Origin of the sequence: Serratia sp. CY84636 (genome assembly GCF_052166245.1) — a bacterium.
Taxonomy (GTDB): Bacteria; Pseudomonadota; Gammaproteobacteria; order Enterobacterales; family Enterobacteriaceae; genus Serratia; species Serratia nevei.
In genome coordinates, this window is sequence record NZ_JBJNOX010000002.1 from 74,971 (window position 1) to 100,276 (window position 25,306).

Annotated in this window: 22 protein-coding genes; 11 read left to right on the forward strand and 11 right to left on the reverse strand. The window is 57.9% G+C overall.

The window, feature by feature from the left end; all coding sequences use genetic code 11:
- Positions 1–8 precede the first annotated feature (8 nt).
- Positions 9–974 (reverse strand): sulfonate ABC transporter substrate-binding protein, encoded by a 966-nt coding sequence (locus ACJ8QI_RS04715; protein WP_442532145.1) that lies wholly within the window; start codon positions 972–974, stop codon positions 9–11.
- Between the two features lie 24 nt (positions 975–998).
- Complete coding sequence (ssuE, locus tag ACJ8QI_RS04720) at positions 999–1,577, reverse strand: NADPH-dependent FMN reductase (protein WP_060440267.1); 579 nt, start codon at positions 1,575–1,577, stop codon at positions 999–1,001.
- A 258-nt stretch (positions 1,578–1,835) separates the two neighbouring features.
- Here ssuE and pyrD point away from each other — a divergent pair, with 258 nt between their 5' ends.
- Entirely contained in the window at positions 1,836–2,846 is a 1,011-nt protein-coding gene (pyrD, locus tag ACJ8QI_RS04725; RefSeq protein WP_019454516.1) for a quinone-dependent dihydroorotate dehydrogenase, read from the forward strand.
- Positions 2,847–3,022: 176 nt separating this feature from the next.
- Positions 3,023–3,571, forward strand: a complete 549-nt coding sequence (locus ACJ8QI_RS04730; protein ID WP_004928171.1) for a cell division protein ZapC — start codon at positions 3,023–3,025, stop codon at positions 3,569–3,571.
- Between the two features lie 6 nt (positions 3,572–3,577).
- Here ACJ8QI_RS04730 and ACJ8QI_RS04735 read toward each other — a convergent pair whose 3' ends face one another.
- Positions 3,578–4,681 carry a YcbX family protein gene (locus tag ACJ8QI_RS04735; protein WP_442532146.1) on the reverse strand — a complete coding sequence of 368 codons (1,104 nt, stop codon included), beginning with the start codon at positions 4,679–4,681 and terminating at the stop codon, positions 3,578–3,580.
- A gap of 103 nt (positions 4,682–4,784) precedes the next feature.
- Between ACJ8QI_RS04735 and rlmKL the strand changes: the two genes are divergently transcribed.
- The 6 genes from rlmKL (at position 4,785) to rmf (ending at position 12,842) form a co-directional block, all read left to right on the forward strand.
- The gene (rlmKL, locus tag ACJ8QI_RS04740) at positions 4,785–6,911 is read left to right on the forward strand and encodes a bifunctional 23S rRNA (guanine(2069)-N(7))-methyltransferase RlmK/23S rRNA (guanine(2445)-N(2))-methyltransferase RlmL (RefSeq protein WP_159317869.1); all 2,127 of its coding nucleotides are present in this window, start codon (positions 4,785–4,787) and stop codon (positions 6,909–6,911) included.
- A 5-nt stretch (positions 6,912–6,916) separates the two neighbouring features.
- Positions 6,917–8,821, forward strand: a complete 1,905-nt coding sequence (locus ACJ8QI_RS04745) for an ABC transporter ATP-binding protein (protein WP_046686785.1) — start codon at positions 6,917–6,919, stop codon at positions 8,819–8,821.
- Positions 8,822–8,894: 73 nt separating this feature from the next.
- Complete coding sequence (pqiA, locus tag ACJ8QI_RS04750; RefSeq protein WP_060440265.1) at positions 8,895–10,211, forward strand: membrane integrity-associated transporter subunit PqiA; 1,317 nt, start codon at positions 8,895–8,897, stop codon at positions 10,209–10,211.
- On the forward strand, positions 10,198–11,844 hold the full coding sequence (gene pqiB / locus ACJ8QI_RS04755) for an intermembrane transport protein PqiB (RefSeq protein WP_060440264.1): 1,647 nt from the start codon (positions 10,198–10,200) through the stop codon (positions 11,842–11,844). Before pqiA ends, pqiB begins: the two co-directional genes overlap by 14 nt.
- Positions 11,841–12,401: a membrane integrity-associated transporter subunit PqiC gene (pqiC, locus tag ACJ8QI_RS04760; RefSeq protein ID WP_049272921.1), complete on the forward strand. Its 561-nt coding sequence runs from the start codon at positions 11,841–11,843 to the stop codon at positions 12,399–12,401. Before pqiB ends, pqiC begins: the two co-directional genes overlap by 4 nt.
- Positions 12,402–12,671: 270 nt before the next feature.
- Positions 12,672–12,842 (forward strand): ribosome modulation factor, encoded by a 171-nt coding sequence (rmf, locus tag ACJ8QI_RS04765; protein ID WP_004928150.1) that lies wholly within the window; start codon positions 12,672–12,674, stop codon positions 12,840–12,842.
- A gap of 317 nt (positions 12,843–13,159) precedes the next feature.
- Here the strand turns inward: rmf and fabA are convergent, their stop codons facing one another.
- Positions 13,160–13,678 carry a bifunctional 3-hydroxydecanoyl-ACP dehydratase/trans-2-decenoyl-ACP isomerase gene (gene fabA / locus ACJ8QI_RS04770; protein WP_049200448.1) on the reverse strand — a complete coding sequence of 173 codons (519 nt, stop codon included), beginning with the start codon at positions 13,676–13,678 and terminating at the stop codon, positions 13,160–13,162.
- Between the two features lie 68 nt (positions 13,679–13,746).
- On the reverse strand, positions 13,747–15,495 hold the full coding sequence (locus tag ACJ8QI_RS04775) for an AAA family ATPase (RefSeq protein WP_102984904.1): 1,749 nt from the start codon (positions 15,493–15,495) through the stop codon (positions 13,747–13,749).
- A 210-nt stretch (positions 15,496–15,705) separates the two neighbouring features.
- Between ACJ8QI_RS04775 and matP the strand changes: the two genes are divergently transcribed.
- Positions 15,706–16,164, forward strand: coding sequence for a macrodomain Ter protein MatP (matP, locus tag ACJ8QI_RS04780; RefSeq protein ID WP_019454505.1), 459 nt, complete (start codon positions 15,706–15,708; stop codon positions 16,162–16,164).
- 101 nt (positions 16,165–16,265) lie between these two features.
- Here matP and ompA read toward each other — a convergent pair whose 3' ends face one another.
- Together ompA and sulA are read right to left on the reverse strand one after the other, a co-directional pair.
- A complete protein-coding gene (ompA, locus tag ACJ8QI_RS04785) occupies positions 16,266–17,345 on the reverse strand; it encodes a porin OmpA (RefSeq protein WP_060419786.1) in 1,080 nt (359 codons plus the stop codon).
- 357 nt (positions 17,346–17,702) lie between these two features.
- Positions 17,703–18,209, reverse strand: a complete 507-nt coding sequence (gene sulA, locus ACJ8QI_RS04790) for an SOS-induced cell division inhibitor SulA (protein WP_047727899.1) — start codon at positions 18,207–18,209, stop codon at positions 17,703–17,705.
- A 229-nt stretch (positions 18,210–18,438) separates the two neighbouring features.
- Here sulA and ACJ8QI_RS04795 point away from each other — a divergent pair, with 229 nt between their 5' ends.
- On the forward strand, positions 18,439–19,095 hold the full coding sequence (locus ACJ8QI_RS04795) for a TfoX/Sxy family DNA transformation protein (RefSeq protein WP_336842952.1): 657 nt from the start codon (positions 18,439–18,441) through the stop codon (positions 19,093–19,095).
- A 4-nt stretch (positions 19,096–19,099) separates the two neighbouring features.
- Here ACJ8QI_RS04795 and yccS read toward each other — a convergent pair whose 3' ends face one another.
- A complete protein-coding gene (gene yccS, locus ACJ8QI_RS04800; RefSeq protein ID WP_442532147.1) occupies positions 19,100–21,235 on the reverse strand; it encodes a YccS family putative transporter in 2,136 nt (711 codons plus the stop codon).
- 26 nt (positions 21,236–21,261) lie between these two features.
- Positions 21,262–21,714 (reverse strand): YccF domain-containing protein, encoded by a 453-nt coding sequence (locus ACJ8QI_RS04805; RefSeq protein ID WP_442532148.1) that lies wholly within the window; start codon positions 21,712–21,714, stop codon positions 21,262–21,264.
- Positions 21,715–21,880: 166 nt separating this feature from the next.
- Here ACJ8QI_RS04805 and helD point away from each other — a divergent pair, with 166 nt between their 5' ends.
- Positions 21,881–23,935, forward strand: a complete 2,055-nt coding sequence (gene helD, locus ACJ8QI_RS04810) for a DNA helicase IV (RefSeq protein ID WP_442532149.1) — start codon at positions 21,881–21,883, stop codon at positions 23,933–23,935.
- Between the two features lie 33 nt (positions 23,936–23,968).
- Here helD and ACJ8QI_RS04815 read toward each other — a convergent pair whose 3' ends face one another.
- A complete protein-coding gene (locus ACJ8QI_RS04815) occupies positions 23,969–24,427 on the reverse strand; it encodes a methylglyoxal synthase (protein WP_038875247.1) in 459 nt (152 codons plus the stop codon).
- A 122-nt stretch (positions 24,428–24,549) separates the two neighbouring features.
- Positions 24,550–25,215, reverse strand: a complete 666-nt coding sequence (locus ACJ8QI_RS04820) for a DUF2057 family protein (protein ID WP_070913941.1) — start codon at positions 25,213–25,215, stop codon at positions 24,550–24,552.
- Positions 25,216–25,306 lie beyond the last annotated feature (91 nt).

Below are 25,306 nucleotides of genomic sequence, written 5' to 3' on the forward strand. Positions count from 1 at the left end.
CCCATGAGTTATTGTGCGCTTGGGCGCCAAATGCGTTGCGAGATGTCAACCTTCACCGGCACCAGCCGGTTGGCGTAAAACAGGTCGGCGGTTTGCTGCTGCGCGGCGATCGTCCGCGCATCGAGCGGTGTGATGGCGGTCGGCGGGCGGTGATCCAGATAGCTGGCGATCACCGGTTCCGGCAGCCCCATGGCGTTAGCCAGCAGGGTCACGCTTTGCGCCCGGTCGCTGCGGGTGAGCGCATCGGCCTGGGTCAGCACCGTCAAGACCTGGCTGATAAAGGCGCCGTTGGCTTCGACATAGGGGCGCGCCGCCAGATAGAAGGAACCGGTCTGGTTCAGATCGGTGCCGTCGCCGAGCACTCGCACGCCGCCCTGCAGCAGCGCGGCGGAATAGTAAGGATCCCAGATGGCCCAGGCATCGACATTGCCCTGTTGGAAGGCGGCCCGCGCATCGGCGGGCGTCAGGTAAGCGGGCTGGATGTCGGTAAATTTCAGGCCGGCCTTTTGCAGCGATCGCAGCAGCAGGTTGTGCGAGCTGGATCCTTTCTGGAAGGCGACCTTATGGCCTTTCAGATCGGCGACGGTTTTGATCGGGCTGTTTTCCGGCACCAGGATCACTTCCGCTTTGGGTTTAGGTGGCTCAACGCCGACATACAGCAGGTCAGCGCCGGCGGCCTGCGCGAAGATCGGCGGAATATCGCCGGTGCTGCCCAGATCGATGCTGCCGACGTTCAGGGCTTCCAGCATCTGCGGGCCGGCGGGAAACTCGATCCAGCTGATGCGGGTGGCGGGGAAACGTTCCTCCAGCAGCCGGTGGCTCTTCGCCAGCACCAGGCTGACCGACCCTTTTTGGTAGCCGATGCGGAACTGCGCCGGATCCTGCGCAGCGGCGGCATTGGCCCAGGCCAGCGACAGCAGGCCGGTGAGGGTAGCGGCGCTCAGCCAGCGCCGTAAAGCGATGCGTTCTTTCATTCAGGCTCTCCTTTTCCAGGCCTTTCAGGCGGTCTGACGCGCCGCCAGCGGCGAGGCGACGCGCAGCGCAGGCGGTTTGCGGCGGCCAAGCGCCAGATAGAAACTGGCCAACGCCTCTTCCAGCCGGGTAGCGACGGCGTCGGTGAGCGTGGCGCCTTCACCGGTCAGTTGGACCTGGCTGTCGTCGGCGAATACGCCGTGCAGCACTTCCTGCGCTTTCAGCGCTGCCAGCACCGGTTTGAGCGCATAGTCCACCGCCAGCATGTGGCCGATCGAACCGCCGGTTGCCAGCGGCAGCACTACCTTATGATCCAGAGCGCGTTCCGGCAGCAGATCCAGCAAGGTCTTCAGCGCACCGGAAAACGACGCTTTATAAACCGGCGTGGAAATCAGCAGACCGTCGGCCTGCGCCAGCTGGTCGGCAAACGCCTTGATCGCCGGGCTGTTGAAGTTGGCATACAGCAGGTCTTCGGCATCGAAGTCGTGCAGGGTATAAGCCGTCACTTCCACCCCTTGCTGCCGCAGCCAGTTCTGGCTCAGCGCGAGCAGTGCGGCGGAACGTGATGGGATGCGTGGGCTGCCGGCCAGTGATATAACGCGCATTGCCACTCCTTATAACTAAAAGTTAGGTTTAATTAGAAAATCAACGAGAAGTGTTTTAAACCTACCAGTAATCGGGCGCGTTTTTTAAATCTCATTTTTTGATTTCGATATGCGCAAAAGCGGATTGGCGCCGATTTGGCGGCGAAGCGGGAAAACGGTTGCGTAAAAACCGCTTTTTTTGCCTTTAATCAATTCCAATTGGGCGGGGGATACCGGATAATACGCCCCCGGTTTGCAACCGGGAAATCAGGAGAGTCCATGTACTACCCCCTCATCAGGAAAGCGTTGTTCCAGCTCGATCCGGAACGTGCGCACGAAGTGACCTTTCGTCAGCTCAGCCGTATTACCGGCACCCCATTAGCGTTTCTTGTTCGCCAGTCCGTGCCGACCAAACCGGTCAGCTGCATGGGGCTGTCGTTTAAAAACCCGCTGGGATTGGCCGCCGGTCTGGATAAAAACGGCGAGTGCATCGATGCGTTCGGCGCGATGGGCTTCGGCCATGTGGAAGTCGGCACCGTGACGCCGCGCCCGCAACCGGGCAACGACAAGCCGCGCTTGTTCCGCGTGGTTGAGGCGGAAGGCCTGATCAACCGCATGGGGTTCAATAACCATGGCGTGGACAATCTGGTTGAAAACGTTAAGAAATCCCATTTCGGCGGCATTCTTGGGATCAATATCGGCAAGAATAAAGACACCCCGGTCGAACAGGGCAAGGACGATTATTTGATCTGCATGGATAAAGTTTATCCGTATGCCGGTTATATCGCGATTAACATCTCGTCACCGAATACGCCGGGGTTACGATCCTTACAGTATGGCGAAGCGCTGGACGATCTTTTGGCGGCGATTAAAAATAAGCAGCAGGAATTACATGCGCGCCATCACAAATATGTGCCGGTGGCGGTAAAGATCGCGCCGGATCTTTCAGAAGAAGAATTGATCCAAATTGCCGATAGCCTGGTGCGGCATAATATCGATGGCGTGATCGCCACCAATACCACGTTGGATCGAAAATTGATCCAGGGGCTGAATTACTGCGAACAAGCGGGCGGGTTAAGTGGGCGTCCGTTGCAATCACGCAGCACCGAAGTGATCCGTCGTCTTTCCACCGAACTGCAAGGGCGCCTGCCGATTATCGGCGTGGGCGGCATCGATTCACTGACGGCGGCGCGCGAAAAAATGGAGGCCGGCGCGAGCCTGCTGCAAATTTATTCCGGATTTATCTATCACGGCCCGCGTTTGATTAAAGATATCGTTACCCATATCTAATATTTTTCCTCTCATTTTATTCCGGGGGTTTATTTCTGCCCCCGGCTCGTCTATATTTTGTTCATTAGCATAAATATCGTTCGCGGAATTATCCGATGTTTAAGCTATTTTATCGGTGATAAAATCGCCTTTTAGGGTGAGTGCGGCGTTGGCATAGGCAGCGAGAAGGATACGAAATGAAGATAAAACCTGACGATAATTGGCGTTGGTATTTTGATGCCGAACACGATCGGCTAATGCTGGATTTAGCTAATGGTATGATCTTTCGTTCACGTTTCCCGGCCAAAATGTTAACGCCGGACGCCTTCGATGAATGCGCTTTTTGCGTGGACGACGCCGCCCTTTATTTCACCTATGAAGAACAGTGCAAACAGGTCAAACTCAGCCATGAGCAGCGCGCCGAGCTGGTGTTGAATGCGCTGGTCGCCTACCGCTTCCTGAAACCACTGATGCCGAAGAGCTGGCATTTCTCGCAGCAGCATTACCCGTTGCAGCCGAAAAATGGCGAGCTGGCGGCGGTGAAAGTGATGGAAAGCGGCGCGGAAGCGCGCCTGCTGGTGGTAGAGGCCGGGGATAACGCCAGCCTGTGCCTGCTGGCGCAAAATCAGCTGACGGTCGCTGGCCGCACCATGGTATTGGGCGATGCCATCAAGGTGATGCACGATCGGTTGAAACCCTGCGCGCAGGATGAAAGCGCCGCCCCGGCTTACGACAGGGCGGTATAAGGCGGATTACGCCAGGGTCAAATCACTTTTCGGGATGCAGCTGCAGCACAGGATGGTGCCGTTGTCGCCCAGCGCGCTTTTCTTCAGGGGCGCGACTTCACCGCTCAGCAACGTAATGCGGCAGCTGCCGCAAATCCCGGCACGGCAGGAGTAAGGTATGCGGATGCCTTGCTGTTCCAACTGCTCGAGCAAGATCTGCTGGTTATTGCCGGTAAACACCTTTCCTTCGTATTCGATAGTGACGCTGTGCTCGCTGTCTTGCGGCGCTTGCACGCTCTCCACCACTTTCCCGGCGCCATAAGGGCGCGGCGGCTTGGTCGACAGAACTTCCACCGTATCGCCCACGCGAATGATGCCGCTGTTACGCGCGATCATATTCTGGCCAAAATCGATGTCGCCGTTGTCGGCGGAACGGAATTTTTGCAGCGTGCTCAGCGGTTCGCCGCTCGGGTGCTTGCGGCCGCGCTCGGTGCTGACGGTGGTGAGCACGCAGCGGCTGCAAGGTTTCACCAGATCGAACATGACGTCGCCGACGCGGATCACCTGCCAGCCGTCCTCGGCCCAGGCGGTTGCGCCGCTCACCACCAGATTGGGGCGGAACTGCTCCAGCTTGATGCTGCCGGGGCAACGCTGCTGCAGATCGTTGAACGAAGCCTGGTTAATCAGCAGATAAGGATAGCCGTCGGCAAACGTCAGCGGGATTTCGGGGTGCTTTTTCACTCGGCGGGTCAACTCCGGCCCCAGCCAGCGCAGCTGCACGTCACGCTGGAAATAGCCGCTCAGCCAGCGGTTGATCTCATCCGGCGCGCTCAGCGCGGTGAAATGGTTGCCCCATACCTCGGTCGGCTGCGGCGCGGCGGCGAAGTCGCTGAAGCGAATGGCGGCGTTTTCGCCGTCCGGCGCGGTCAGGAATAGCCCGTCCGGCAGCAGCGCCGGCGTGAACAGCACCATCTGCGGGTATTGGCGCGCGGTAATAAAGGTGCCATCCGGCTCGGTGATCATAAAGTTGCGGTCGAAGGCCAGACCGCTGCTGCCGACCTGGGCGTAAGAAAGCTGCAGACCGCGCAGTGATTTAACCGGATGGACGTAGAGTCTGGAAAGCGTGATCACCCTTATCTCCGTGCGATTATTAAATAGAAGGGAGCAACTTTATGACAAGCGGTGCGGATTAGCTATAATGCGCAACAATTTTCTTTTTGGTGATAAGCACGATATGAACTCTCTGTTTGCCAGCACGGCGCGTGGATTGGAAGAACTGTTAAAAAGCGAGCTGGAAGCGCTTGGCGCTCACGACTGCAAAGTGGTGCAGGGTGGGGTACATTTTCAGGGTGACGATCGTCTTCTGTACCAAAGCCTGCTGTGGAGCCGCCTGGCTTCGCGCATTCTGTTGCCGCTGAACGAATTCCGCGTGCACAGCGATCTGGATCTGTACCTCGGGGTGCAGGCGATCGACTGGCCGAGCATTTTTGGCGTGGATAAAACCTTTGCCGTGCATTTCAGCGGCGTGAACGAAGAGATCCGCAATAGCCAGTATGGCGCGCTGAAGGTGAAAGACGCCATCGTCGACAGCTTCACCCGCAAACTTGACCAACGCCCGACGGTCGCCAAGCAGCAGCCGGATATTCGCGTTAACGTCTTCCTGCAGCGCGATATGGCCAGCGTGGCGCTCGATCTGAGCGGTGAAGGCCTGCATCAGCGCGGTTACCGCGATCTCACCGGCCAGGCGCCGCTGAAGGAAAACCTGGCGGCCGCCATCGTGCTGCGTTCCGGCTGGCAGCCGGGCACGCCGATGCTCGATCCGATGTGCGGCTCCGGCACGCTCTTGATCGAAGCGGCAATGATCGCTGCCGATCGCGCGCCGGGCCTGCACCGCCAACACTGGGGCTTCAGCGCCTGGAACGGCCACAACGCCGAACTGTGGCGTGAAGTCACCACCGAAGCGCAGGTGCGCGCACGCCGCGGCCTGCAGGAAACCGTCTCTCGCTTCTTCGGCTCCGACATCGATCGCCGGGTGATTGAAATGGCGCGCGGCAACGCCCGCCGCGCCGGCGTTGCCGAGCTAATCACCTTCAACGTCGGTGACGTGGCGCGCTTGACCAATCCGCTGCCGGAAGGCCCGCACGGCACCGTGATCAGCAACCCGCCGTACGGTGAGCGTCTGGAAAGCGAACCGGCGCTGATCGCGCTGCACAACATGCTGGGCCGCGTGATGAAAAGCGCCTTCGGCGGCTGGCAGCTTTCGCTGTTCAGCGCCTCGCCGGAGCTGTTGAGCTGCCTGCAGCTGCGCGCCGAGCGCCAGTTCAAGGCGAAAAACGGCCCGCTGGAGTGCGTGCAGAAAAACTATCAGCTGGCAGCGAACCCGGCCGGCGCCACTACCGGCGGCGTGCAGGTGGCGGAAGATTTCGCCAACCGTCTGCGCAAGAACTTGAAGAAGCTCGACAAGTGGGCGAAACAGCAGGGCATTGAATGCTACCGCCTGTACGATGCCGATCTGCCAGAATACAACGTCGCGGTGGACCGCTACGGCAGCAAGGTGGTGGTGCAGGAGTATGCGCCGCCGAAAACCGTCGATGCGCAAAAAGCGCGTCAGCGCCTGTTCGATGTGATCAACGCGACGCTGGCGGTGCTGGAATTGCCGTCGAATCAGCTGATCCTGAAAACCCGCGAGCGGCAGAAGGGTAAGAACCAGTACGAGAAACTGGCGCAGAAAGGCGAATTCCTGCTGGTGGAAGAGTATAACGCCAAGCTGTGGGTCAACCTGACCGACTATCTCGATACCGGCCTGTTCCTCGATCACCGCATCGCGCGCCGCATGCTGGGCGAGATGAGCAACGGCAAGGACTTCCTCAACCTGTTCGCCTATACCGGCACCGCCAGCGTGCACGCCGGGCTGGGCGGCGCGCGCAGCACCACCACGGTGGACATGTCGCGTACCTATCTGGAATGGGCGGAGAAGAACCTGCGCGCCAACGGCCTGACCGGCCGTCAGCATCGGTTGATCCAGGCCGACTGCCTGTCGTGGCTGAGCAACGCCAACGAACAGTTCGACGTGATCTTCATCGATCCGCCGACGTTCTCCAACTCCAAGCGGATGGAGAACACTTTTGACGTGCAGCGCGATCATCTGGCGCTGATGAAAGATTTGAAACGGTTACTGCGCCGTAACGGAACCATCATGTTCTCGAACAACAAGCGCGGTTTCCAAATGGATATGGCAGGGCTGAGCGCGCTGGGCCTGGAGGCGAAAGAGATCACCGCCAAGACGCTGTCGCAGGACTTTGCCCGTAACCGTCAGATCCACAACTGCTGGCTGGTGACTCACGCCGGCGAAGGAAAATAATTACTATGTCGTTAATCAGCATGTCCGGTGCCTGGCTCTCTTTCAGCGATGCGCCGCTTTTAGACAACACCGAAATTCATATCGAAGACAACGAGCGCGTGTGTCTGGTCGGGCGCAACGGCGCCGGTAAGTCCACGCTGCTGAAGATCCTTGGCAAAGAGATCCCGCTGGACGACGGCCGGGTGATCTACGAACAGGATCTGATCGTGGCGCGCCTGCAACAGGATCCGCCGCGCAATATCGGCGGCAGCGTGTTCGACTTCGTGGCCGAAGGCGTCGCGGAGCAGGCGGAACACCTGAAGGCGTACCACGCGATCTCCCACCTGGTGGAAAGCGATCCGAGCGAGAAAAACCTGGCGCGCATGGCGCAAATCATGGAGATCCTCGACCACCAGGGGCTCTGGCAGCTTGACAGCCGCATCAGCGAAGTGCTGCTGCAGCTGGGGCTGAACGGCGACGCCGAGCTTTCCTCGCTGTCCGGCGGCTGGCTGCGCAAAGCGGCACTGGGCCGCGCGCTGGTGAGCTCGCCGCGCGTGCTGCTGCTCGACGAACCGACCAACCACTTGGATATCGAAACCATCGACTGGCTGGAAGGCTTCCTGAAAGAGTTTGACGGCAGCATCGTCTTCATCTCGCACGACCGTTCGTTTATCCGCAACATGGCGACGCGCATCGTCGATCTGGATCGCGGCAAGCTGGTTTCCTGGCCGGGCAACTACGATCTGTATCTGCAGAGCAAAGAAGAAGCGCTGCGGGTGGAAGAGCTGCAAAACGCCGAGTTCGATCGCAAGCTGGCGCAGGAAGAGGTCTGGATCCGTCAGGGCATCAAAGCGCGCCGTACCCGTAACGAGGGGCGCGTGCGTGCGCTGAAGGCGCTGCGCGTCGAGCGTTCAGAGCGCCGTGAAGTGATGGGCACCGCCAAGATGCAGGTGGAAGAGGCGACCCGCTCCGGCAAAATCGTATTCGAGCTGGAAGACGTCAACTATCAGGTCGGCGAAAAAGTGCTGGTGCGCGGTTTCTCCGCTCAGGTACAGCGCGGCGACAAGATTGCGCTGGTGGGGCCGAACGGCTGTGGCAAAACTACGCTGCTGAAACTGATGCTCGGTCAGCTGAAAGCCGACAGCGGCCGCGTGCACTGCGGCACCAAGCTGGAAGTGGCTTACTTCGACCAGCACCGCGCGGATCTCGATCCGGAGCGCACGGTGATGGACAACCTGGCGGAGGGCAAGCAGGAAGTGATGGTCAACGGCCGTCCTCGTCACGTCTTGGGCTACCTGCAGGACTTCCTGTTCCACCCGAAACGTGCGATGACGCCGGTGAAGGCACTTTCGGGCGGTGAGCGTAACCGCCTGCTGTTGGCTAAGCTGTTTCTGAAACCGAGCAATCTGCTGATCCTCGATGAACCAACCAACGATCTCGACGTCGAAACGCTGGAGCTGCTGGAAGAGCTGATCGACGGCTATCAGGGCACCGTGCTGCTGGTCAGCCACGATCGCCAGTTCGTCGACAACTCGGTGACCGAGTGCTGGATCTTTGAAGGCAACGGCGTGATCAACGCCTTCGTCGGCGGCTATTACGATGCGCATCATCAGCGCGCCACGGCGAAACCGATTCGTCAGGCGGCGCCGAGCGCGAGCAAACCGGCGGCGGAGAAAAAGGCCGAACAGCCGAAGAAAGCGGCGGCCAAGCTGAGTTACAACCTGCTGCGCGAACTGGAACAGTTGCCGCAGCGGCTCGAACAGCTGGAGGCGGAAATCGAAGCGCTGCAGGCGCAGATGAGCGATGCCGACTTCTTCACGCGGCCGCACAGCGAAACGCAAGAAGTGCTGACGGCGCTGGCTAACGCCGAGCAGGCGCTCGAGCAGGCCTTCGCCCGTTGGGAAGAGCTGGAAGCGATGAAAAACGGCTGACCGTTGCGATACCGCCCGCGCGCTGCTGCGGGCGGTATCGACGTGCCGGTGAGCAACGTTATTGAGGAGGAATATGGTGTGTTCCCACAACAATCATCAGCAGCATAGTCATTCCGTACCTTCGGCGGAGCACCAGGATAACCTGATGCTGTGCCCGCAGTGCGACATGCTGGTGGCGCTACCGCCGCTGGCCTATGGCAGCAAAGCGGTATGCCCGCGCTGCAAAACCACGCTCAGCGTCCGCTGGGACGAACCGCGCAAGCGGCCGATCGGTTACGCGCTCAGTGCCTTGTTCATGCTGGTGCTGGCCAACATTTTCCCGTTTATCAACATGCGCGTCGCCGGCCTCGGCAACGAAATCCGGCTGATTCAAATTCCGGAGGTCATGGTGGCGGAAGATTACGCCAGTATGGCCACCTTGTTTATGGTGTTCGTGCAGCTGATCCCGGCGTTTTGCATGGTGGCGATCGTTCTGCTGTGCGCCAAAGTGCGCTTGCCGCTGGGGCTCAAAGAGTGGATGGCCCGGGTGCTGTTCCAGTTCAAAACCTGGTGCATGGTGGAAATTTTCCTCGCCGGGGTGCTGGTCAGCTTCGTCAAGCTGATGGCCTACGGCGATATCGGCATCGGCAGCAGCTTCGTGCCTTATTGCCTGTTCTGCTTGCTGCAGGTGCGCGCCTTCCAGTGCGTGGATCGGCGCTGGCTGTGGCAGGACATCGAACCGGCACCGCGTCTCGATCGTCCGCTGACGGTGGGGCGCACCGGCATGCGCCAGGGCGTGCGCTCCTGCGCCTGCTGCACGGCGATCCTGCCAGCCAATCAGGTACGCTGCCCGCGCTGCCACACCAACGGCTACGTGCGCCGCCGCCACAGCCTGCAGTGGACGCTGGCGCTGCTGGTGACCTCCATCATGCTGTATATCCCGGCCAACCTGATGCCGATCATGGTGACCGAGGCGCTGGGCAACAAGATGAATTCCACCATCATGGCGGGGGTGATCCTGCTGTGGGGGGACGGCTCTTATCCGGTGGCGATGGTGATTTTCATCGCCAGTATCATGGTGCCGTCGCTGAAAATGCTGGCGATCGGCTGGCTGTGCTGGGATGCCAACGGCAGGAAGAAGCCGCGTGCCGACAGCGAGCGGATGCACCTGATTTATGAAGTGGTCGAGTTCGTTGGCCGCTGGTCAATGATCGACGTATTTGTGATCGCCGTATTGTCGGCGCTGGTGCGAATGGGGCAGTTGATGAGCATTTATCCTGCGACGGGCGCCGTGCTGTTCGCGCTGGTGGTGATCCTCACCATGTTCGCCGCCATGACATTTGATCCCCGGCTGACCTGGGATCGCGCAAGTGAAACAATCAACAAGGAGCCGCAAGGTGACGGAAAATAATCATAGCGTCGCAGACGTTGAGAAGATCAAACGCTGGTCGCCGGTGTGGATCATTCCCATCGTGACCGCGCTGATCGGCGCCTGGATCCTGTTTTACCACTTCAGCCATCAGGGGCCGGTGGTGACGCTGGTCACCACGACGGCGGAAGGGCTGGAAGCGGGTAAAACCAAAATCAAAAGCCGCAGCGTGGACGTCGGCGTGGTGGAAACCGTCACGCTGAGCGATGATCTGAGCAAGGTGATGGTGCAAGCGCGTCTCAATTCCGGCATGGAGAAATTGCTGCGTCAGGACTCCGCCTTCTGGGTGGTGAAGCCGCAGATCGGCCGTGAAGGCGTCTCCGGGCTGGGCACGCTGCTGTCCGGCGCTTATATCGAACTGCAGCCGGGCAGCAAGGGCAAAGACGGCAAAGACAACTATCAGCTGCTTGACGCACCGCCGCTGGCCTCCCCGGACGCCAAGGGGCTGCGCATCGTGCTGGACAGCGAGAAATCGGGCCAGCTCAACGCCGGCGATCCGGTGCTGTTCCGCGGCTATCGCGTCGGGTCGGTGGAAACCAGCTACTTCGATCCTAAAGAACGCGCCATGCGCTATCAGCTGTTCATCACCGCGCCTTACGACCAGCTGGTCACCACCAACGTACGCTTCTGGAAAGACAGCGGCGTGGCGTTCGACATGTCGGCGCAGGGCATGCGGGTGGAGATGGGATCGCTGACTACCCTGTTCAGCGGCGGCGTCAGCTTCGACGTGCCGGACGGCTGGGATCGCGGTGAACTGGCGAAAGAGAAGGCGGAGTACCAGCTGTTCGACAACCAGCGCAGCACGCAGGATTCGCTGTATACCGTGCATAAGGACTACCTGCTGTTCTTCTCCGATTCGGTACGCGGCCTGCAGCCGGGCGCCCCGGTAGAGTTCCGCGGCATCCGCCTGGGCACGGTGGCTCAGGTGCCATTCTATAAAGAGGGCATGGCGCAACGCCTGGATAACGACTACCGCATTCCGGTGCTGATCCGCATCGAGCCGGATCGCTTCCAGAAACAGCTGGGCGGTAATTTCGATATCGAAGGGCATTTGAAGGACGCGGAATCGCGCGGTATGCGCGCCTCGATGAAGTCCGCCAACCTGCTGACCGGTTCGCTGTATATCGATCTCGACTTCTATCCGCAGGAGAAACCGTGGAAAGGGCCGCGCGAACTGTTCGGTTATCCGCTGATGCCGACCACCAGCGGCGGGCTGGCGCAGATCCAGCAGAAACTGATGCAGACGCTGGACAAGATCAACGCGATGCCGATCAATCCGATGATCAACGAAGCGACCAAGACGCTGGCGGAAAGTCAGAAAACCATGAAGTCGACGCAGCAGACCATGAAGTCGTTGAACGACATCATCGCCAGCAAAGAGATGCAGGCGCTGCCGCAGGACATGCAGAAAACGCTGCTGGAGCTGAACCGCAGCATGAAAGGGTTCCAGCCTGGTTCACCGGCTTACAACAAGATGGTGGGCGATATGCAGCGCCTCGACCAGGTGTTGCGTGAGCTACAACCGGTGCTGCGCACCCTGAATGAGAAGAGCAACGCGCTGGTGTTTGAAGCCGCCGGCAGCACTGACCCTCAGCCGAAGAAGGCCACGAAATGATGAAATGGATCCCGGTAGCCCTGGCGTTGTTGCTCAGCGCCTGCAGCAGTTCGCCACAGAAGACCTACTATCAGTTGCCGGCGCTGGGTGCGCCGGCCGCGGCCAGCAGCAGCGGCGCCTCCACGCGCCAGCTGTGGCTGGAGCACGTGAGCGTGGCGGATTATCTGGCGCAGAGCGGCGTGGTGTATCAGACCAACGACGTACAGTATGTGATAGCCCAGAACAACCTGTGGGCCAGCCCGCTCGACCAGCAGCTGCAGCAAACGCTGGTCACCAACCTGAGCAGCGCGCTGCCGGGCTGGGTGGTCTCTTCACAGCCGATGAGCAGCGATCAGGATGTGCTGAACGTGACCATCAGCGGTTTCCATGGCCGCTTTGACGGCAAGGCGATCGTTCGCGGCGAGTGGGTGCTGAACCGCCAGGGGCGCTTGATCAAACGGCCTTTCAGCCTGGAGTTGAAACAGGGTGAGGACGGCTATGATGCCCTGGTGCGCACGCTGGCGCAGGGCTGGCAGCAGGAAGCCCAGGCTATCGCAGCACAGATGGGCGGCATTTAGTCATAATTTGGTCTAAAATCGTCTAATCCCTGTCAGCGTGAAAAGTCTTTTTTTCTCCCTGGCAGGGATTTCTTTTTCATTTCAAAAAGTTAAACCCTTTCCCGGCAGATCAGCCACTTAGCACTTTCCTCGGGCGTAGCTCACAAATATGACATTGGCGTGAATTTTGCGCATTGATCTTCTCTTCTTTTAGCGCTATTGATAACTCGTGGCTGCGCAAAAAGCAGCCATTGTTTTCTTTCCACCAGACCAAAATGAGGGAAACGAGGCATGAAGAGACAGAAACGCGATCGTCTGGAAAGGGCGCATTCGAGAGGGTATCAGGCAGGTATTTTAGGGCGTTCCAGGGAACATTGTCCCTACCAATCATCAGTGGACGCCCGGTCTCAATGGCTGGGAGGTTGGCGAGAAGCCATGGAAGACAGGGCTGTGACCGCTTAAGCGGCTCCCTGTCAAATAAAAGGAATAACCTCCGCCCTTTGGCGGAGGTTTTTGTTTGTGGCCTCTGAGGTGGCATCACCCAGGGCGTTCTCAGCGGGGTTATTGCTTCGCGCTGGCCTGACGAGGAGCGAGAAAGCGTGATTCGTATAGACGAGGCACGCTTTAGGCGCTCTGGCGGTGGGTAAACAGGAGATCCTTAAAGGGAGGGCGGAGGCGGTGCAAGGCATTGAGGGATAAAAGAAATGCCGCCACGAGAGACGTGACGGCATGCGCGATCGTTGGAAAAGAAGGCGGTGGCCGTCTTCTCGTCAGCGTGATTAGAACGCTGCGGTATCCTTGAACAGGCCCACTTTCAGATCGGTAGCGGTATAGATCACTTCGCCGTCAACCAGCACTTCGCCATCGGCGACGCCCATGATCAGCTTGCGGGTGATAACGCGCTTGAAGTTAATGCGGTAAGTCACCTTCTTGGCGGTTGGCAGCACCTGGCCGGTGAACTTGACTTCACCGACGCCCAGCGCGCGGCCTTTGCCTTCGCCGCCCAGCCAACCGAGGTAGAAACCGACCAACTGCCACATGGCATCCAGGCCCAGGCAACCCGGCATGACCGGATCGCCGATAAAGTGGCAACCGAAGAACCATAGGTCCGGATTAATATCCAGCTCCGCTTCCACATAACCTTTGTTGTGAGTCCCGCCGTCTTCGCTCATTTTGACCACGCGGTCCATCATCAACATGTTACCTGCCGGCAACGGTGGGCCACCGGCGCCGAACAGCTCGCCACGGCCGGATGCTTCGAGGTCTTCTTTCGTATAGGAATCGCGTTTATCTACCATGTTCTCAGTAAGCCTTATTTTAATGAAGGACGCAGGTTAGCTAACACGTGTACGCTGAACAAGTCCGATCAGCCGTGGTTGAACCAGTTGAGCCAGCGCAGCGGCCATGGACGACGGCGTTCCTGCAGGCTCACCTGCGCAATCCGTTCCTGAATGGCCGCCAACAAATTCGGCTGTTGTTCATCAGAGTAGAGGCAACCTGTAAGCAAAGGCAAGGCTTCCGCCGCGCTCTCTACCGCCCACAGATGGAATTGCCCCTCGCGTACCGCGTCGACGACATCTTGACGCAGGCACAGGTGGCGCACGTTGGTCACGGGCAATACGACGCCCTGTTTGCCCGTCAGGCCGCGGCGTAAACAAACTTCGAAGAAACCTTCGACCTTTTCGTTAACGCCGCCTATCGGCTGTACGTTGCCGAATTGGTCGACGGAGCCGGTGACGGCGATCTGCTGTGTGATTGGCTGCTGCGACAGAGCGCTGACCAAGGCGCACAGCTCGGCGAGCGAGGCGCTGTCGCCGTCCACTTCACCGTAAGATTGTTCAAAGACGATGGAAGCGGAGAAGGGCAACTGCTGATCCAAATCCAGTTCGGCGATAAGGAACGCCTGCATGATCATCATGCCTTTAGCATGCAGGTTGCCGCCCAGCTCGGCTTTGCGCTCGACGTCGGTAAACTCGCCGTCGCCAAGATGCACGACGCAACTGATGCGCGAGGGCTCGCCGAAGCTGCGCGGATGGCCGGGATAATCCAGGACTGACAGGCCGTTGATCTGCCCGATCACTTCACCCTCGGTCTCAATCAGGATCTGACCCAGCTCAATCTCATCCTGCATACGCTCGGCCAGATAGCTTTCGCGCCATTCGCGGGCATTCAACGCTGCCTCAAACGCTTTGGCGGTAATGCGCTCCTCTTCGGCATACAGTGCAGCCTCGGACAGCTGCTGGCCAAGCCAAACCGGCGAGAGTGGCAGGATGCCCTGATCGCCGGTGTAACGCACAGCCTGGACGATCAGCGGCGGCCAGGCGTCGGCCGCTAACATCGGCAACTGCCGATCGGCAATCACGCCGTTGACGTAGCCGCACCACTGCGCCATATCATCGACTTCGGTCAGCTGCAGATCGTCTTCGTATTCGCCGTAGACCGCTTGTTCGCTCAGTTCCGGCTCGATATCGTGGAAATCGGCCAGGCCGTGACGGTCGCCGACCACAATCAGCCGCAGGTCCAGCGGCATCGGTGGAATGGCTACCGGCAGCGGGCGGGTTTCGTCTGGCGAAACCCAATGGAACTGGCGCTGGCCGATCATCTGCTTCAGCCGCAGCCATAGCAATGGCTGAGCCAGCAGCGCCCGAGCCGACAGGATCAGGACGCCGCCGTTGGCCTGGTGCACCAGACCCGGTTGCAGGGTAATGTCGCCATTGTGGATCCGTACGCAACCAAACAGCTGCTCCGGTTCAATCCACTCCTGGAACAGACAAGCACCGCCGGCGGCGAAAGGCTCATCGCCACGGCTGGCCGGCTCTATGCTGACCTTGCCATCCTGAATGGCATAGTGGCTGCCGCGGCATGCCGTATTCTTAGCCAGCAGTGGTGTGACGGCGTGAGCGATCAGTTCCAGGTACTCTCGCGTTTCTTGCGCTTTCAACAGCATGAAACGCGGTGGCGATTGAGGGTGGCAAAATAGCGTCAGGGCATTTTCCAGCCGAGGCTGAATGGCGGAAAAGGGCACGGGTGCCAACTGAGCGGCGGTATCAAATATCGCCTGATAAGGCGTTACGTCCGGCAATAAAGATTGCCATTCAAGTCGGTTATTGGTCAAAGTGTTAGATGCAATCGTTAAAAAGGGAAAGGGCGATTATACAAGAATAACGGCGGCTTGATACATGTGGAGTGCCAGTTGGCATCAGGGAGTTTGACATCGCGCGATGACTGTGCAAAAAACAGTCTAAAAGACGGCTTAATTGCCGGGGAAATTCGGCGCAAAGCTGTTATGCTTATTTGAAGTTACGCGGTCACTGAAGAGCTCAAGATGAAATATCAGCAACTGGAAAATCTGGAGAGCGGTTGGAAATGGAAGTACCTGGTGAAGAAGCACCGGGAAGGGGAACTTATTACCCGCTACATTGAAAACAGCGCTGCTCAGGAGGCGGTTAACGAGCTGCTGAAGCTGGAAAATGAGCCGGTAAAGGTACTTGCATGGATTGCCGCTCATATGAATCCGGAGCTGGATAACCGGATGAAGCAAACGATCCGCGCCCGCCGCAAACGTCATTTTAACGCAGAACACCAGCATACGCGTAAAAAATCTATCGATCTGGAGTTTTTGGTTTGGCAACGCTTGGCTGCCCTGGCGCGCCGTCGTGGCGTCACGCTGTCGGAAACGGTTGTGCAGCTTATCGAAGATGCTGAGCGCAAAGAGAAGTATGCGAATCAGATGTCGTCGTTGAAAGAAGATTTGAAGGCGATTCTCGGTAAAGAACCTAAGTAAACGGGGCAGAGCGCCTTAGTTACACTGGGTCTTGAATGTTCTGATAACAGCAGGACGAAAAAAAACCCCGCAATGCGGGGTTTTTTATTAGGCGAGTAAACTTAGCCCTGAGGCTGAGTTACAACGTCTTTGATACCTTTAACTTCGATCTCTACGCGACGATCTGGTGCCAGGCAGTCGATCTGAGCTTTGGTAGCGCGGCCAGCTTTGTAGCCACAGGTGTTGCCAGTAACTGGATCAGCTTTGCCCATGCCACGTGCAGAGATTTTGTCTGACGGGATGCCTTTGGAGACCAGGTAGTCAACAACGCTTTGTGCGCGTTTTTCAGACAGTTTCTGGTTGTACTGAGCAGAACCAACGGCGTCGGTGTAACCCAGAACAACTACGGAACCGTCTTTAGGATCCATGGAGCTCAGCTGGGAGTACAGCTGATCCAGAGCCTGCTGACCTTGTGGCTTCAGAGTTGCTTTGTTGAAGTTGAACAGCACGTCAGACTTCAGAGTGAAACGCTTGGTTTCAACAACTGGAGCCGGAGCTGGAGCTGGAGCAACTGGAGCAACTACGTCATCCTGACCGAAGCGATAAGAAACGCCCAGGCTCAGCATGGTGTTGTCTGGACGTGCGCCAACGGTACCTGCGTCACCGATGTTGCTTACGAACTGGTAGTCCAGGCGGGTAGCCCAGTTTTTGGTCAGTGCGTATTCAACACCAACAGCAGCCAGCGGAGAAACGCCGGTGTCGTGGTCGCTCAGGCGAGTGCCGTTGCCGTAGTTAGCTTTGGAGTCTGCACGCCATACCATACCACCCAGACGAGTGTAGATGTCCAGATCGTCAGCAATTGGGTAGCTCAGTTTAGCGGCCAGTTGAACGCCCTGCGCTTTGAAAGCACCGTTGTTCACGCTGCCTTTGTAAGGCATACGGCCAAGCCAGTCATAGCCCAGTTCGAAGCCCAGGTATTGGTTTGCCTGGTAGCCCAGGAACGCGCCGGCACCCAGCTGATCTTTGTGGGTTGGGCCGTTGCCGATACCGTTCTGGTAACCGTTACCGTAGAAACCAGTGTCGTGGTACTGGGACCAGCCCAGTTTAGCACCGGTGTACCAGGTGTTATCTTTTGGAGCGGCTTGCGCTACGGTAGCGAAACCTGCCAGTGCCACTGCTAATGCGATAGCTGTCTTTTTCATTTTGCGCCTCGTTATCATCCAAATAGGCAATGAGCTTTAAAGCTGTTTTAAGCCCTTGGTTAAATTCCTTCGCCAAGGTTTAAGCCCTCGTTTGTTACTCGCCAGTTTTTCTGACGTTATAGAGCAACCTTGGCGATGTAAAGTCTACAACGTGGCGCGAAAGTTACAAGTGTGATGTGATAAGGCTCTAAAAAAAAACGCGGAATCGTACATATTTGCTAACATTCTTAGCCTAAAAAAACGGCGATTCATCGGGCGTTTTTGCTTGGCAAACCGCAGCCGGACTAGCTTTGTGCCTTATCCCGCAAAGGTTCCCTCTACGGGGTGCGAAAATGATGGGAAAAATCCTAAATTTACTTAATGATACAAAGAAGAGTGAATTTTTAGGGTGGAACAGTGTCCGTGAGTCGGGTCAATGTCACGTTGAGGACGCATGATAAACCCGTAGGCATTACCCAATTCTGCCGCACGTCTTAATTTTAGACGATCCTCCTCCGTTAGCTCGGGCAACCAGCCGAGAACCACGCTGTAGTTCCCCGTTTGCAGCGCTTTTTCCATTGCCTCAACCGTATTCACCGGGCTGATTTGGCTCAACTGCACCATTTTATCCACCGGCAGGCCGGATTGCTGCAGCCATTGCTTGCTTAACTTTTGCTGCGGCGTCAGCCACAGAAGCCAGCGAGACTGCTTGCCCAGTTGCTGCAGCAGGGGCAACAGCAGTTGAGCCACTGCGGGCTGGCGCTCGTTGTAAACAAGTTCACTGATCAAGCCATTCTCTTTGCCGACATTTGTGTTCTTCGCAACGCTGTTCGCGGTAAAAGAGCCATGGCTAAAATGAGGTTGGTAGAGTGATTGAGTACGCATAAAGTTCCCGCCCGTCGTGTTACTGTATGTTTATACAGTATCCCTGATTTCGGATAAGATCAACCCAAATTTTCGTAGCGGCTCGCATAATTGCGATCATTTTTTGTACCGGTGTTTTTTGTGATTGGCATGCAGACGGATAGTGCGTATTTTTCTAATTAGTTGTTCACGTTACTTTTTTCATTGATGAGAGAAATAATACGACCGGAACCTAAAAAGGAGGAATGCTATGAAAAGGATGTCGACGAGAAGAATCACGCAGGCTAAAAGTTGCTTCGCGGCGCTGGGCACCATCACCACGCGGTCACAGTTTGGCGGCTATGGGCTGTTGGCTGAGGGGGTGATGTTTGCAGTGATAGCGGAAGGCGAGCTGTATTTGCGGGCTACGGCGAGCATGGAACCGGCCTTTCGCGCTCGGGGCATGGTCAATATGGTCTATTCCAAGCGCGGAGTGCCCATCACTTTGCGCTATTACTGGGTTGACGAGTCCCTGTGGCGGGAACGTAACGAATTGGTGGGGCTGGCTTGGCAAGCTGTCAGGGAGGCCCGTCGGGAACAGCGGCTCAAGGCCGGCGACCAAGGCAGATTGAAGGCGCTGCCGAATATAGATGTCAATATGGAGCGGCTGTTGTGGCGAGCGGGTATCCGCAATGCCTATGACCTGCGGTTGCAGGGCGCGAAACGCAGCTATCTTAGCCTGCTGCAACAACAGACCAATCTGGGATTGCGAGTCCTGTTGTCGCTGGGCGGTGCGATAGCCGGTTATCATCAGGCGGCATTACCGGCTGAATTGCATAACGAATTGGTGCGCTGGTTCGATCATATGATGGCGATGCGCCGCCATGGACATGAGCCGGTGATTCAGGGCCCGTCGAGCGGGCCCTGAATAATTAGACTGTCTTATTGATTTGGGTGTGCAGCGCGGTGAGTTCCGGCAGAAGTTCGAGCACCAGACCCACCTGCTGCAAAACCAGCTGTTCTTTGCTTTCAGGTTCCGGAACGGCTTGGCGAATACGCTCCGCCAGCTGTTCCAGCGCCTGAGCAATGCGCTGGCTGTTCTGTTCTTCCTGATGCAGGGCGCCGTCCACGTAACACACGGCATCATTGAGCAGGTCGAGCGTGGCAGGGGTATTCAGCCGCTCGCGGTGCGCACCCAACGCCGAGATATAACTCAGGAGTGTGTGGTTCAGGCAGAGCAGGCGGAAGGCGGCTTCCTGCAGCGCCTTGTCGGCCTTGGGATCGGCGGACATGTTGGAGATGACCGAAGCCAGCTCGGCATCGCTGTTGTGGGCATCTCGCCGCGCAATGCGGTAGGCGAGGCCGTTATCCTTACCCTGGTGGTATTGCACCAGAATGGCGTCCAGATAACGGCAGTTGGCATTCAGCGTTTTATCCACCACCGCCGGCAGTTGGCGGAACTTCCAGTCCGGCCAGATAAAGCTGACTGCCGCCCAGGCGATGGCGCAGCCCAGCAAGGTATCGTAAACGCGCGGAGCTGCCACTTCGAATCCTTCACCCAACAGGTTAAAGCACAACAGCACCAGCAGCGTGATGAACATCGTCGCGTGCGCATATTGTACGGTGCGGAAAGCGAAGAACAGAACGCCGGTGATGACGATCAACACCAGCTGTCCTTCCAGTGAAGGCACGAAATAGAGGATTGGCAGGCCGATAAGAATACCGGCCAGGGTGCCGATGATGCGCAATGCCAGTCGTCGGCGGGTGGCATTGTAGTTCGGTTGGCAGACGAACAGGCTGGTCAACAGGATCCAGTAACCGTGCTGCATGCCGGTGAATTGAATGAAGGCGTAACCCACGCACAGCACCACCGACATGCGGATCGCGTGGCGAAACAGGGCCGACTGGGGCGTCAAATGGCGGCTGATGCGCAGCCGGATATCGCTCCAGCCGGTTAAGCGGTCATCGGCCAGGCTGTTCTCTTCCGCTTGCCCGCTGGCCAGCGTCTGCTCTGATTCGATATTGGCCAGCTGCGCATCGATCGCATGCAGGTTTTTCAACAGATGCGCCAGCGCCTTGGTCTGCTCGGTATTGCCCTGGGTTTCGGCGATGCGCGCCAATGCCTCCTGAATGCGGCTGAAAGCCGGTTCAAAGCGCGGGTTGTGCTGGTACTTTTGCCGCAGCAGGATCGATTGCGCCAATTGGCGGCAGGCGCGCGCCTGCATGCTCAGCAAACGCTGGAAGCGGAACAAAATGTCGCTGTGGCGGAATTGCCGGCTGAGTGCGTGGTACTGAACGTGGGAAGAGCTGGCGCGTTCGTGGATATCCTGCGCGACAAAATAGTAGTGCAAGGTGCGGCGGGTGCCACGCTGGCCGCGATCGCCTTTCAGGCGCGTCAGCAGCGAGGCTTTAGTTTGGTTAAGCAACGCGACCAGGGCGCTGTTGGCCATCGCGACATCCATCCAGGGCAGATCGGCGTCGCGCTCGGCATCGGGATCGAACAGATTGGCTTTGGCATCCAGATAGTTGGCCAACTGATCGTAGCAGCGTGCCAGGTTCTCTTGCAGCGGCCGGATAGGGAACAGCAGGTGGCCCGCCAGCGTCAGCAGGTTGTACCACAGTGCGCCGATCACCAACAGCAGCGGCTGCTGATACCAGGCATCGTACATGGCGGTGCCGAGCATGGTATAAACCGCGATCAGCAGCGCGCCGAAGGCGATAGTGGCGTAACGTTGCCCCAAGGCACCGAGCAGGATAAAACCGCAGGTCGACGTGGTTAAGCCAAGGGCGAACAACCAGGGGTAGGGGAACAGCAGCTCGATTGAAGCAGAGGCGACAAAGAAGCACACCAGCGTGATCAGCAGGTTGCGTAACCTGCCGGCCAGGCGGTCATCCAAATCAGTCAGGGCCGCCGCCACGACGCCCAGCGTTAGCGGGATGGTCAGCTTGGAAATGCCCAACCACCAGGGAACGGCGGTGGTGCCGATCAGCGCAATAAGGATGCGCAGGTGATACAGCAGGTTGCTGTTGTAGGTATAACGACGAACTGCGGGTGCAAAAGAGAGCACGAAAAACTCCTCAAACGGAGAAAAAATTAACGCTGATGATAGTGGCGGCGAGCATTCTCAATACGCGCTTGCTGGGCCATTTCTACTGAGACGACGCGGCGCCCCACCGGCCACAGCGCGATGGCGGCAATTTTGAAATTGGCGATGCCGACCGGAATGCCGATGATCGAAACGCACTGCACGATGCCGGCGGCGATGTGTGACAGGCATAGCCACCAGCCGAACAGCACCAACCAGATAATGTTGAGCAGCGAACCGCCGGCGGAGAGCAGCGCATTGCTTTTTTCCGGGTAGAGTTCATCGATGTGAATTGCCTCATTGCCGAAAGGCACCAGCGACAGCTTGGTGATTTCCCAGCAGGAGCGGGTGAGCGGCAGCGTGATGACCAGCAGCACGCTGAACACCGTGGCGATGAGCCAACCCAGCGTGGTGAAGAAACCGCCCAACACAAAATTAAGAATATTCAGTACAGTACGCATAGACGTCATTCTGCTCTAATGATGGCCAAACCGCGATGCGGGCGTATTCACGATAAAAACGCAAAATCTATTCTACCCTTTTTTTAGCGCTAGAGTGCCACTGCTTATCACAGGTAAACTGGCAGATATCCGTTATTTAATCTCAACATAGTCATGGCGCGACGATATGGAACTTAAAGCGACATCGCTGGGGAAACACCTGGCTCAGCACCCTTATAACCGCGTGCGGTTGCTGCACGCTGGCGTTGAGGTGAGCGGGGAAAAACATGAATACCTGATCCCCTTCAATCAATTGATTCAGGTCAGGTGCAAGCGCGGCATCGTCTGGGGCGAGCTGGAATTTGAATTGCCGGACGAAAAAGTGGTGCGGCTGCACGGCACCGAATGGCAGGAAACGCAGCGTTTTCATCATTATCTGCAGCAGGCCTGGCAGCAGTGGAGCGCAGAAATGAGCGAGGTCAGCGCCGGCGTGTTGCAACAGCAGGTGGCGCAGATCCAGCGCATCGAGCAGCAAGACAAATGGTTTAAAAAGTCTGAGCTGGGCAAGCTGCAGCAGCAAATCCACGAGGCTTTCTCCGCGTTGCCGATGCCGGTGGCGCGTCTGGATGAGTTTGATAACTGCCGGGCTGATTATCATCTGTGTCTGCAATGGCTGCAGCAGGGGCTGCGCAGCGTCGAACAACGCAACCAGCAGTGGACCGAGCGCATGCTGGAGCAACATCACGACTTCTTCCAGACCGTCGAGAGTTCACCGCTCAATGACTCTCAGAGCCGTGCGGTGGTCAACGGCGAGGATTCCGTTCTGGTATTGGCGGGGGCCGGCAGCGGCAAAACGTCGGTGCTGGTGGCGCGCGCCGGCTGGCTGCTGCGCCGTCAGGAGGCGGAGCCGGGCCAAATTTTGCTGTTGGCGTTCGGCCGTCAGGCAGCGAGTGAGATGAATGATCGCATCAAAGCGCGTTTGGGCGATGTCGGTATTCAGGCCAAGACATTCCATGCATTGGCGCTGCAGATCATTCAACAGGGCAGCCGCAAAGCCCCGGCCATCAGCCGATTGGAAACCGATGCCAAAGCGCGCAAAGCGTTGCTGATTACCCATTGGCGCCAGCAGTGTGCAGAGAAAAAAGCCCAGGCCAAGGGGTGGCGTCAATGGTTGAGCGACGAACTGGAATGGGAAGTGCCGGAAGGCGACTTTTGGCAGGATCAACGACTGGCGGATCGGCTGGCGGGCCGCTTGGAACGCTGGCTGGGGCTGATGCGCATGCACGGCGGCAGCCAGGCGGAAATGATTGAGCAGGCGGATGAAGAAATCCGCGATCTGTTTTCAAAACGCATCCGGCTGATGGCACCGCTGCTGAAAGCCTGGAAAAGCGCCTTGAAAGAGGAAGGGGCGGTGGACTTCTCCGGTCTGATCCATCAGGCGGTCAATATTCTCGACAAGGGGCGCTTTGTCAGCCCGTGGAAACATATTCTGGTCGATGAGTTTCAGGATATCTCGCCGCAGCGTGCGCTGTTGCTGGCGGCGCTGCGTCGACAAAACAAACAGACCTGCCTGTTTGCGGTGGGGGATGACTGGCAGGCGATTTATCGATTCAGCGGCGCAGAGTTGACGTTAACCACGGCGTTCACCACTCACTTCGGTGAAGGGGCGCAGTGCGCGCTGGACACCACTTATCGCTTTAATGAACGTATCGGTGAGGTAGCCAACCGGTTCGTGCAGCAGAACCCGCACCAGTTGAAAAAACCGCTCAACAGCCTGAGCAAGGGCAATAAAAAGTCGGTGGCGATCCTGCCGCACGAGCAGCTGGAGCCCTTGCTGGATAAACTGAGCGGCTATGCCAAGCCGGACGAGCGTATTCTGGTACTGGCGCGCTACCATCATCTGAAACCGGAAGCGCTGGCGAAAGCGGCCACCCGCTGGCCCAAGCTGGATCTGGAGTTTATGACCATCCACGCCAGCAAGGGGCAGCAGGCGGAATACGTCATCATCGCCGGTTTGCATGACGGGCGTGACGGTTTCCCGGCCGCGGCGCGCGAGTCGGTGTTGGAAGAGGTGCTGCTGCCACAGCCGGAGGATTTTCCGGATGCCGAAGAGCGCCGCCTGCTGTATGTCGCATTGACTCGCGCCAAACACCAGGTCTGGCTGTTGCAGGATCGTGAACGCCCTTCGGTGTTCGTCGAACAGCTGCAAGATCTTGGCGTACCGGTGCAGAAAAAACCGTAGGCATCAGGCCTGGCGGTAGCCAGGCCGCGAGGACTATTTCAGGCGCTCTTGCAGATAGCGCTGATAGTCGGGGATGGCGATCTCCACCTCGCTTTTGAACAGCGGAGAGTCGATCAGAAAGTCCGCGGTCGAGCGGTTGGTGGCCACCGGGATATTCCATACGGTCGCCAGCCGCAGAAGCGCCTTCACGTCCGGATCGTGCGGTACCGCGTTCAGCGGATCCCAGAAGAAGATCAGCATGTCTATCTTGCCTTCCGCAATCAATGCGCCAACCTGCTGATCGCCGCCCATGGGGCCACTCAGCATGCTGGTGACCGGAATGCCGCTGGCGCGCTGGATCAGGTTACCGGTGGTGCCGGTAGCGTACAGCTGGTGCTGCGCCAAAATGGTCTTGTGGCTCTCTACCCACTCCAACAGGGCCTGTTTGCGGTGATCGTGCGCCACCAGCGCAATGTGTTTGCGCGCGGCGATAGTGCGGGTGGTCAATTCCATCTCGGTGTCCTTCGCTAATCGGGGATGTGCGACAGATTACTGAAACTGTTTTTCACTGCCTAGCGTTTGCGCTTGAAAATGCGAAGAAAAGGCGCCTTTGCGGGGAAAGACGCCGGGAAGGATCAGCGAACCGGTTGTTTATTGGCCCACCGCAGAAAACGCTTCTGTGTTTCCTTGTCGGCTTGCTGGAACCAATATTGCAGCATCTGTTCCGACACGTTTTCCCCTTTCAGCGTGACCGTTGGAGCGTTCAGCGGCGTGCCGGCCAGCGAGGGCGTTGAGGGATTACCGGCGTTCGCCTGAACGAAGGACGCGACGGAGGCGGAGCGATTCTGGCGGTTGTAATCCGTCATCACCTTTTCCAAATCGGCATTGAAGGTGACGCTGTCGGGATGCAGCACGTCATGCCGGAACGGCAGGGCGTTGCCGTCTTTATCGACCACCAGATAATTCAGCGTCTTGTCAAAGCGTTGCGCATCGCGATCGTTCTCGATGCGCGGCAGTTCGATCGCCACCTGGCTGATCTTTTGCGTATTGAAGGAGGCAACCAGCGGCAGGGAAGCATAGGCCTGCGTATGCTGGCCGGCGCGGACGTTTTTGGTCACTTTAAACAGCAGCTGGTGCTGTCCGCCATCCAGTTCAAGACTGTCGGCGCCTTTTAACAACGAACCTGTCATTTTCTTGCCGTCGACCACCAGCAGGTCGATGTCCGGGGAGAGTTTCAGGGTCGTAGCCGCGGCAGGCATGCTGATGCTGAGCAACGCCGCAACCACCAGACCAAATTTCATCATTATCTCCTTATAAAGTGACGTAGCTCTAAGTGTTGAACACGGCACAGGTTGTGTCAAAATTTTTCAATCGGGCGTTATGTTCACATTT

Coding starts and splice junctions, on each gene's coding strand:
- ACJ8QI_RS04795 (WP_336842952.1), top strand. CDS start 18,439: ATGAAAAGGATGTCGACGAGAAGAATCACGCAGGCTAAAAGTTGCTTC.
- pyrD (WP_019454516.1), top strand. CDS start 1,836: ATGTACTACCCCCTCATCAGGAAAGCGTTGTTCCAGCTCGATCCGGAA.
- matP (WP_019454505.1), top strand. CDS start 15,706: ATGAAATATCAGCAACTGGAAAATCTGGAGAGCGGTTGGAAATGGAAG.
- rmf (WP_004928150.1), top strand. CDS start 12,672: ATGAAGAGACAGAAACGCGATCGTCTGGAAAGGGCGCATTCGAGAGGG.
- ACJ8QI_RS04815 (WP_038875247.1), bottom strand. CDS start 24,427: ATGGAATTGACCACCCGCACTATCGCCGCGCGCAAACACATTGCGCTG.
- rlmKL (WP_159317869.1), top strand. CDS start 4,785: ATGAACTCTCTGTTTGCCAGCACGGCGCGTGGATTGGAAGAACTGTTA.
- pqiC (WP_049272921.1), top strand. CDS start 11,841: ATGATGAAATGGATCCCGGTAGCCCTGGCGTTGTTGCTCAGCGCCTGC.
- sulA (WP_047727899.1), bottom strand. CDS start 18,209: ATGCGTACTCAATCACTCTACCAACCTCATTTTAGCCATGGCTCTTTT.
- helD (WP_442532149.1), top strand. CDS start 21,881: ATGGAACTTAAAGCGACATCGCTGGGGAAACACCTGGCTCAGCACCCT.
- ACJ8QI_RS04745 (WP_046686785.1), top strand. CDS start 6,917: ATGTCGTTAATCAGCATGTCCGGTGCCTGGCTCTCTTTCAGCGATGCG.
- ACJ8QI_RS04805 (WP_442532148.1), bottom strand. CDS start 21,714: ATGCGTACTGTACTGAATATTCTTAATTTTGTGTTGGGCGGTTTCTTC.
- ACJ8QI_RS04715 (WP_442532145.1), bottom strand. CDS start 974: ATGAAAGAACGCATCGCTTTACGGCGCTGGCTGAGCGCCGCTACCCTC.
- ompA (WP_060419786.1), bottom strand. CDS start 17,345: ATGAAAAAGACAGCTATCGCATTAGCAGTGGCACTGGCAGGTTTCGCT.
- fabA (WP_049200448.1), bottom strand. CDS start 13,678: ATGGTAGATAAACGCGATTCCTATACGAAAGAAGACCTCGAAGCATCC.
- ssuE (WP_060440267.1), bottom strand. CDS start 1,577: ATGCGCGTTATATCACTGGCCGGCAGCCCACGCATCCCATCACGTTCC.
- ACJ8QI_RS04730 (WP_004928171.1), top strand. CDS start 3,023: ATGAAGATAAAACCTGACGATAATTGGCGTTGGTATTTTGATGCCGAA.
- ACJ8QI_RS04820 (WP_070913941.1), bottom strand. CDS start 25,215: ATGAAATTTGGTCTGGTGGTTGCGGCGTTGCTCAGCATCAGCATGCCT.
- pqiA (WP_060440265.1), top strand. CDS start 8,895: ATGGTGTGTTCCCACAACAATCATCAGCAGCATAGTCATTCCGTACCT.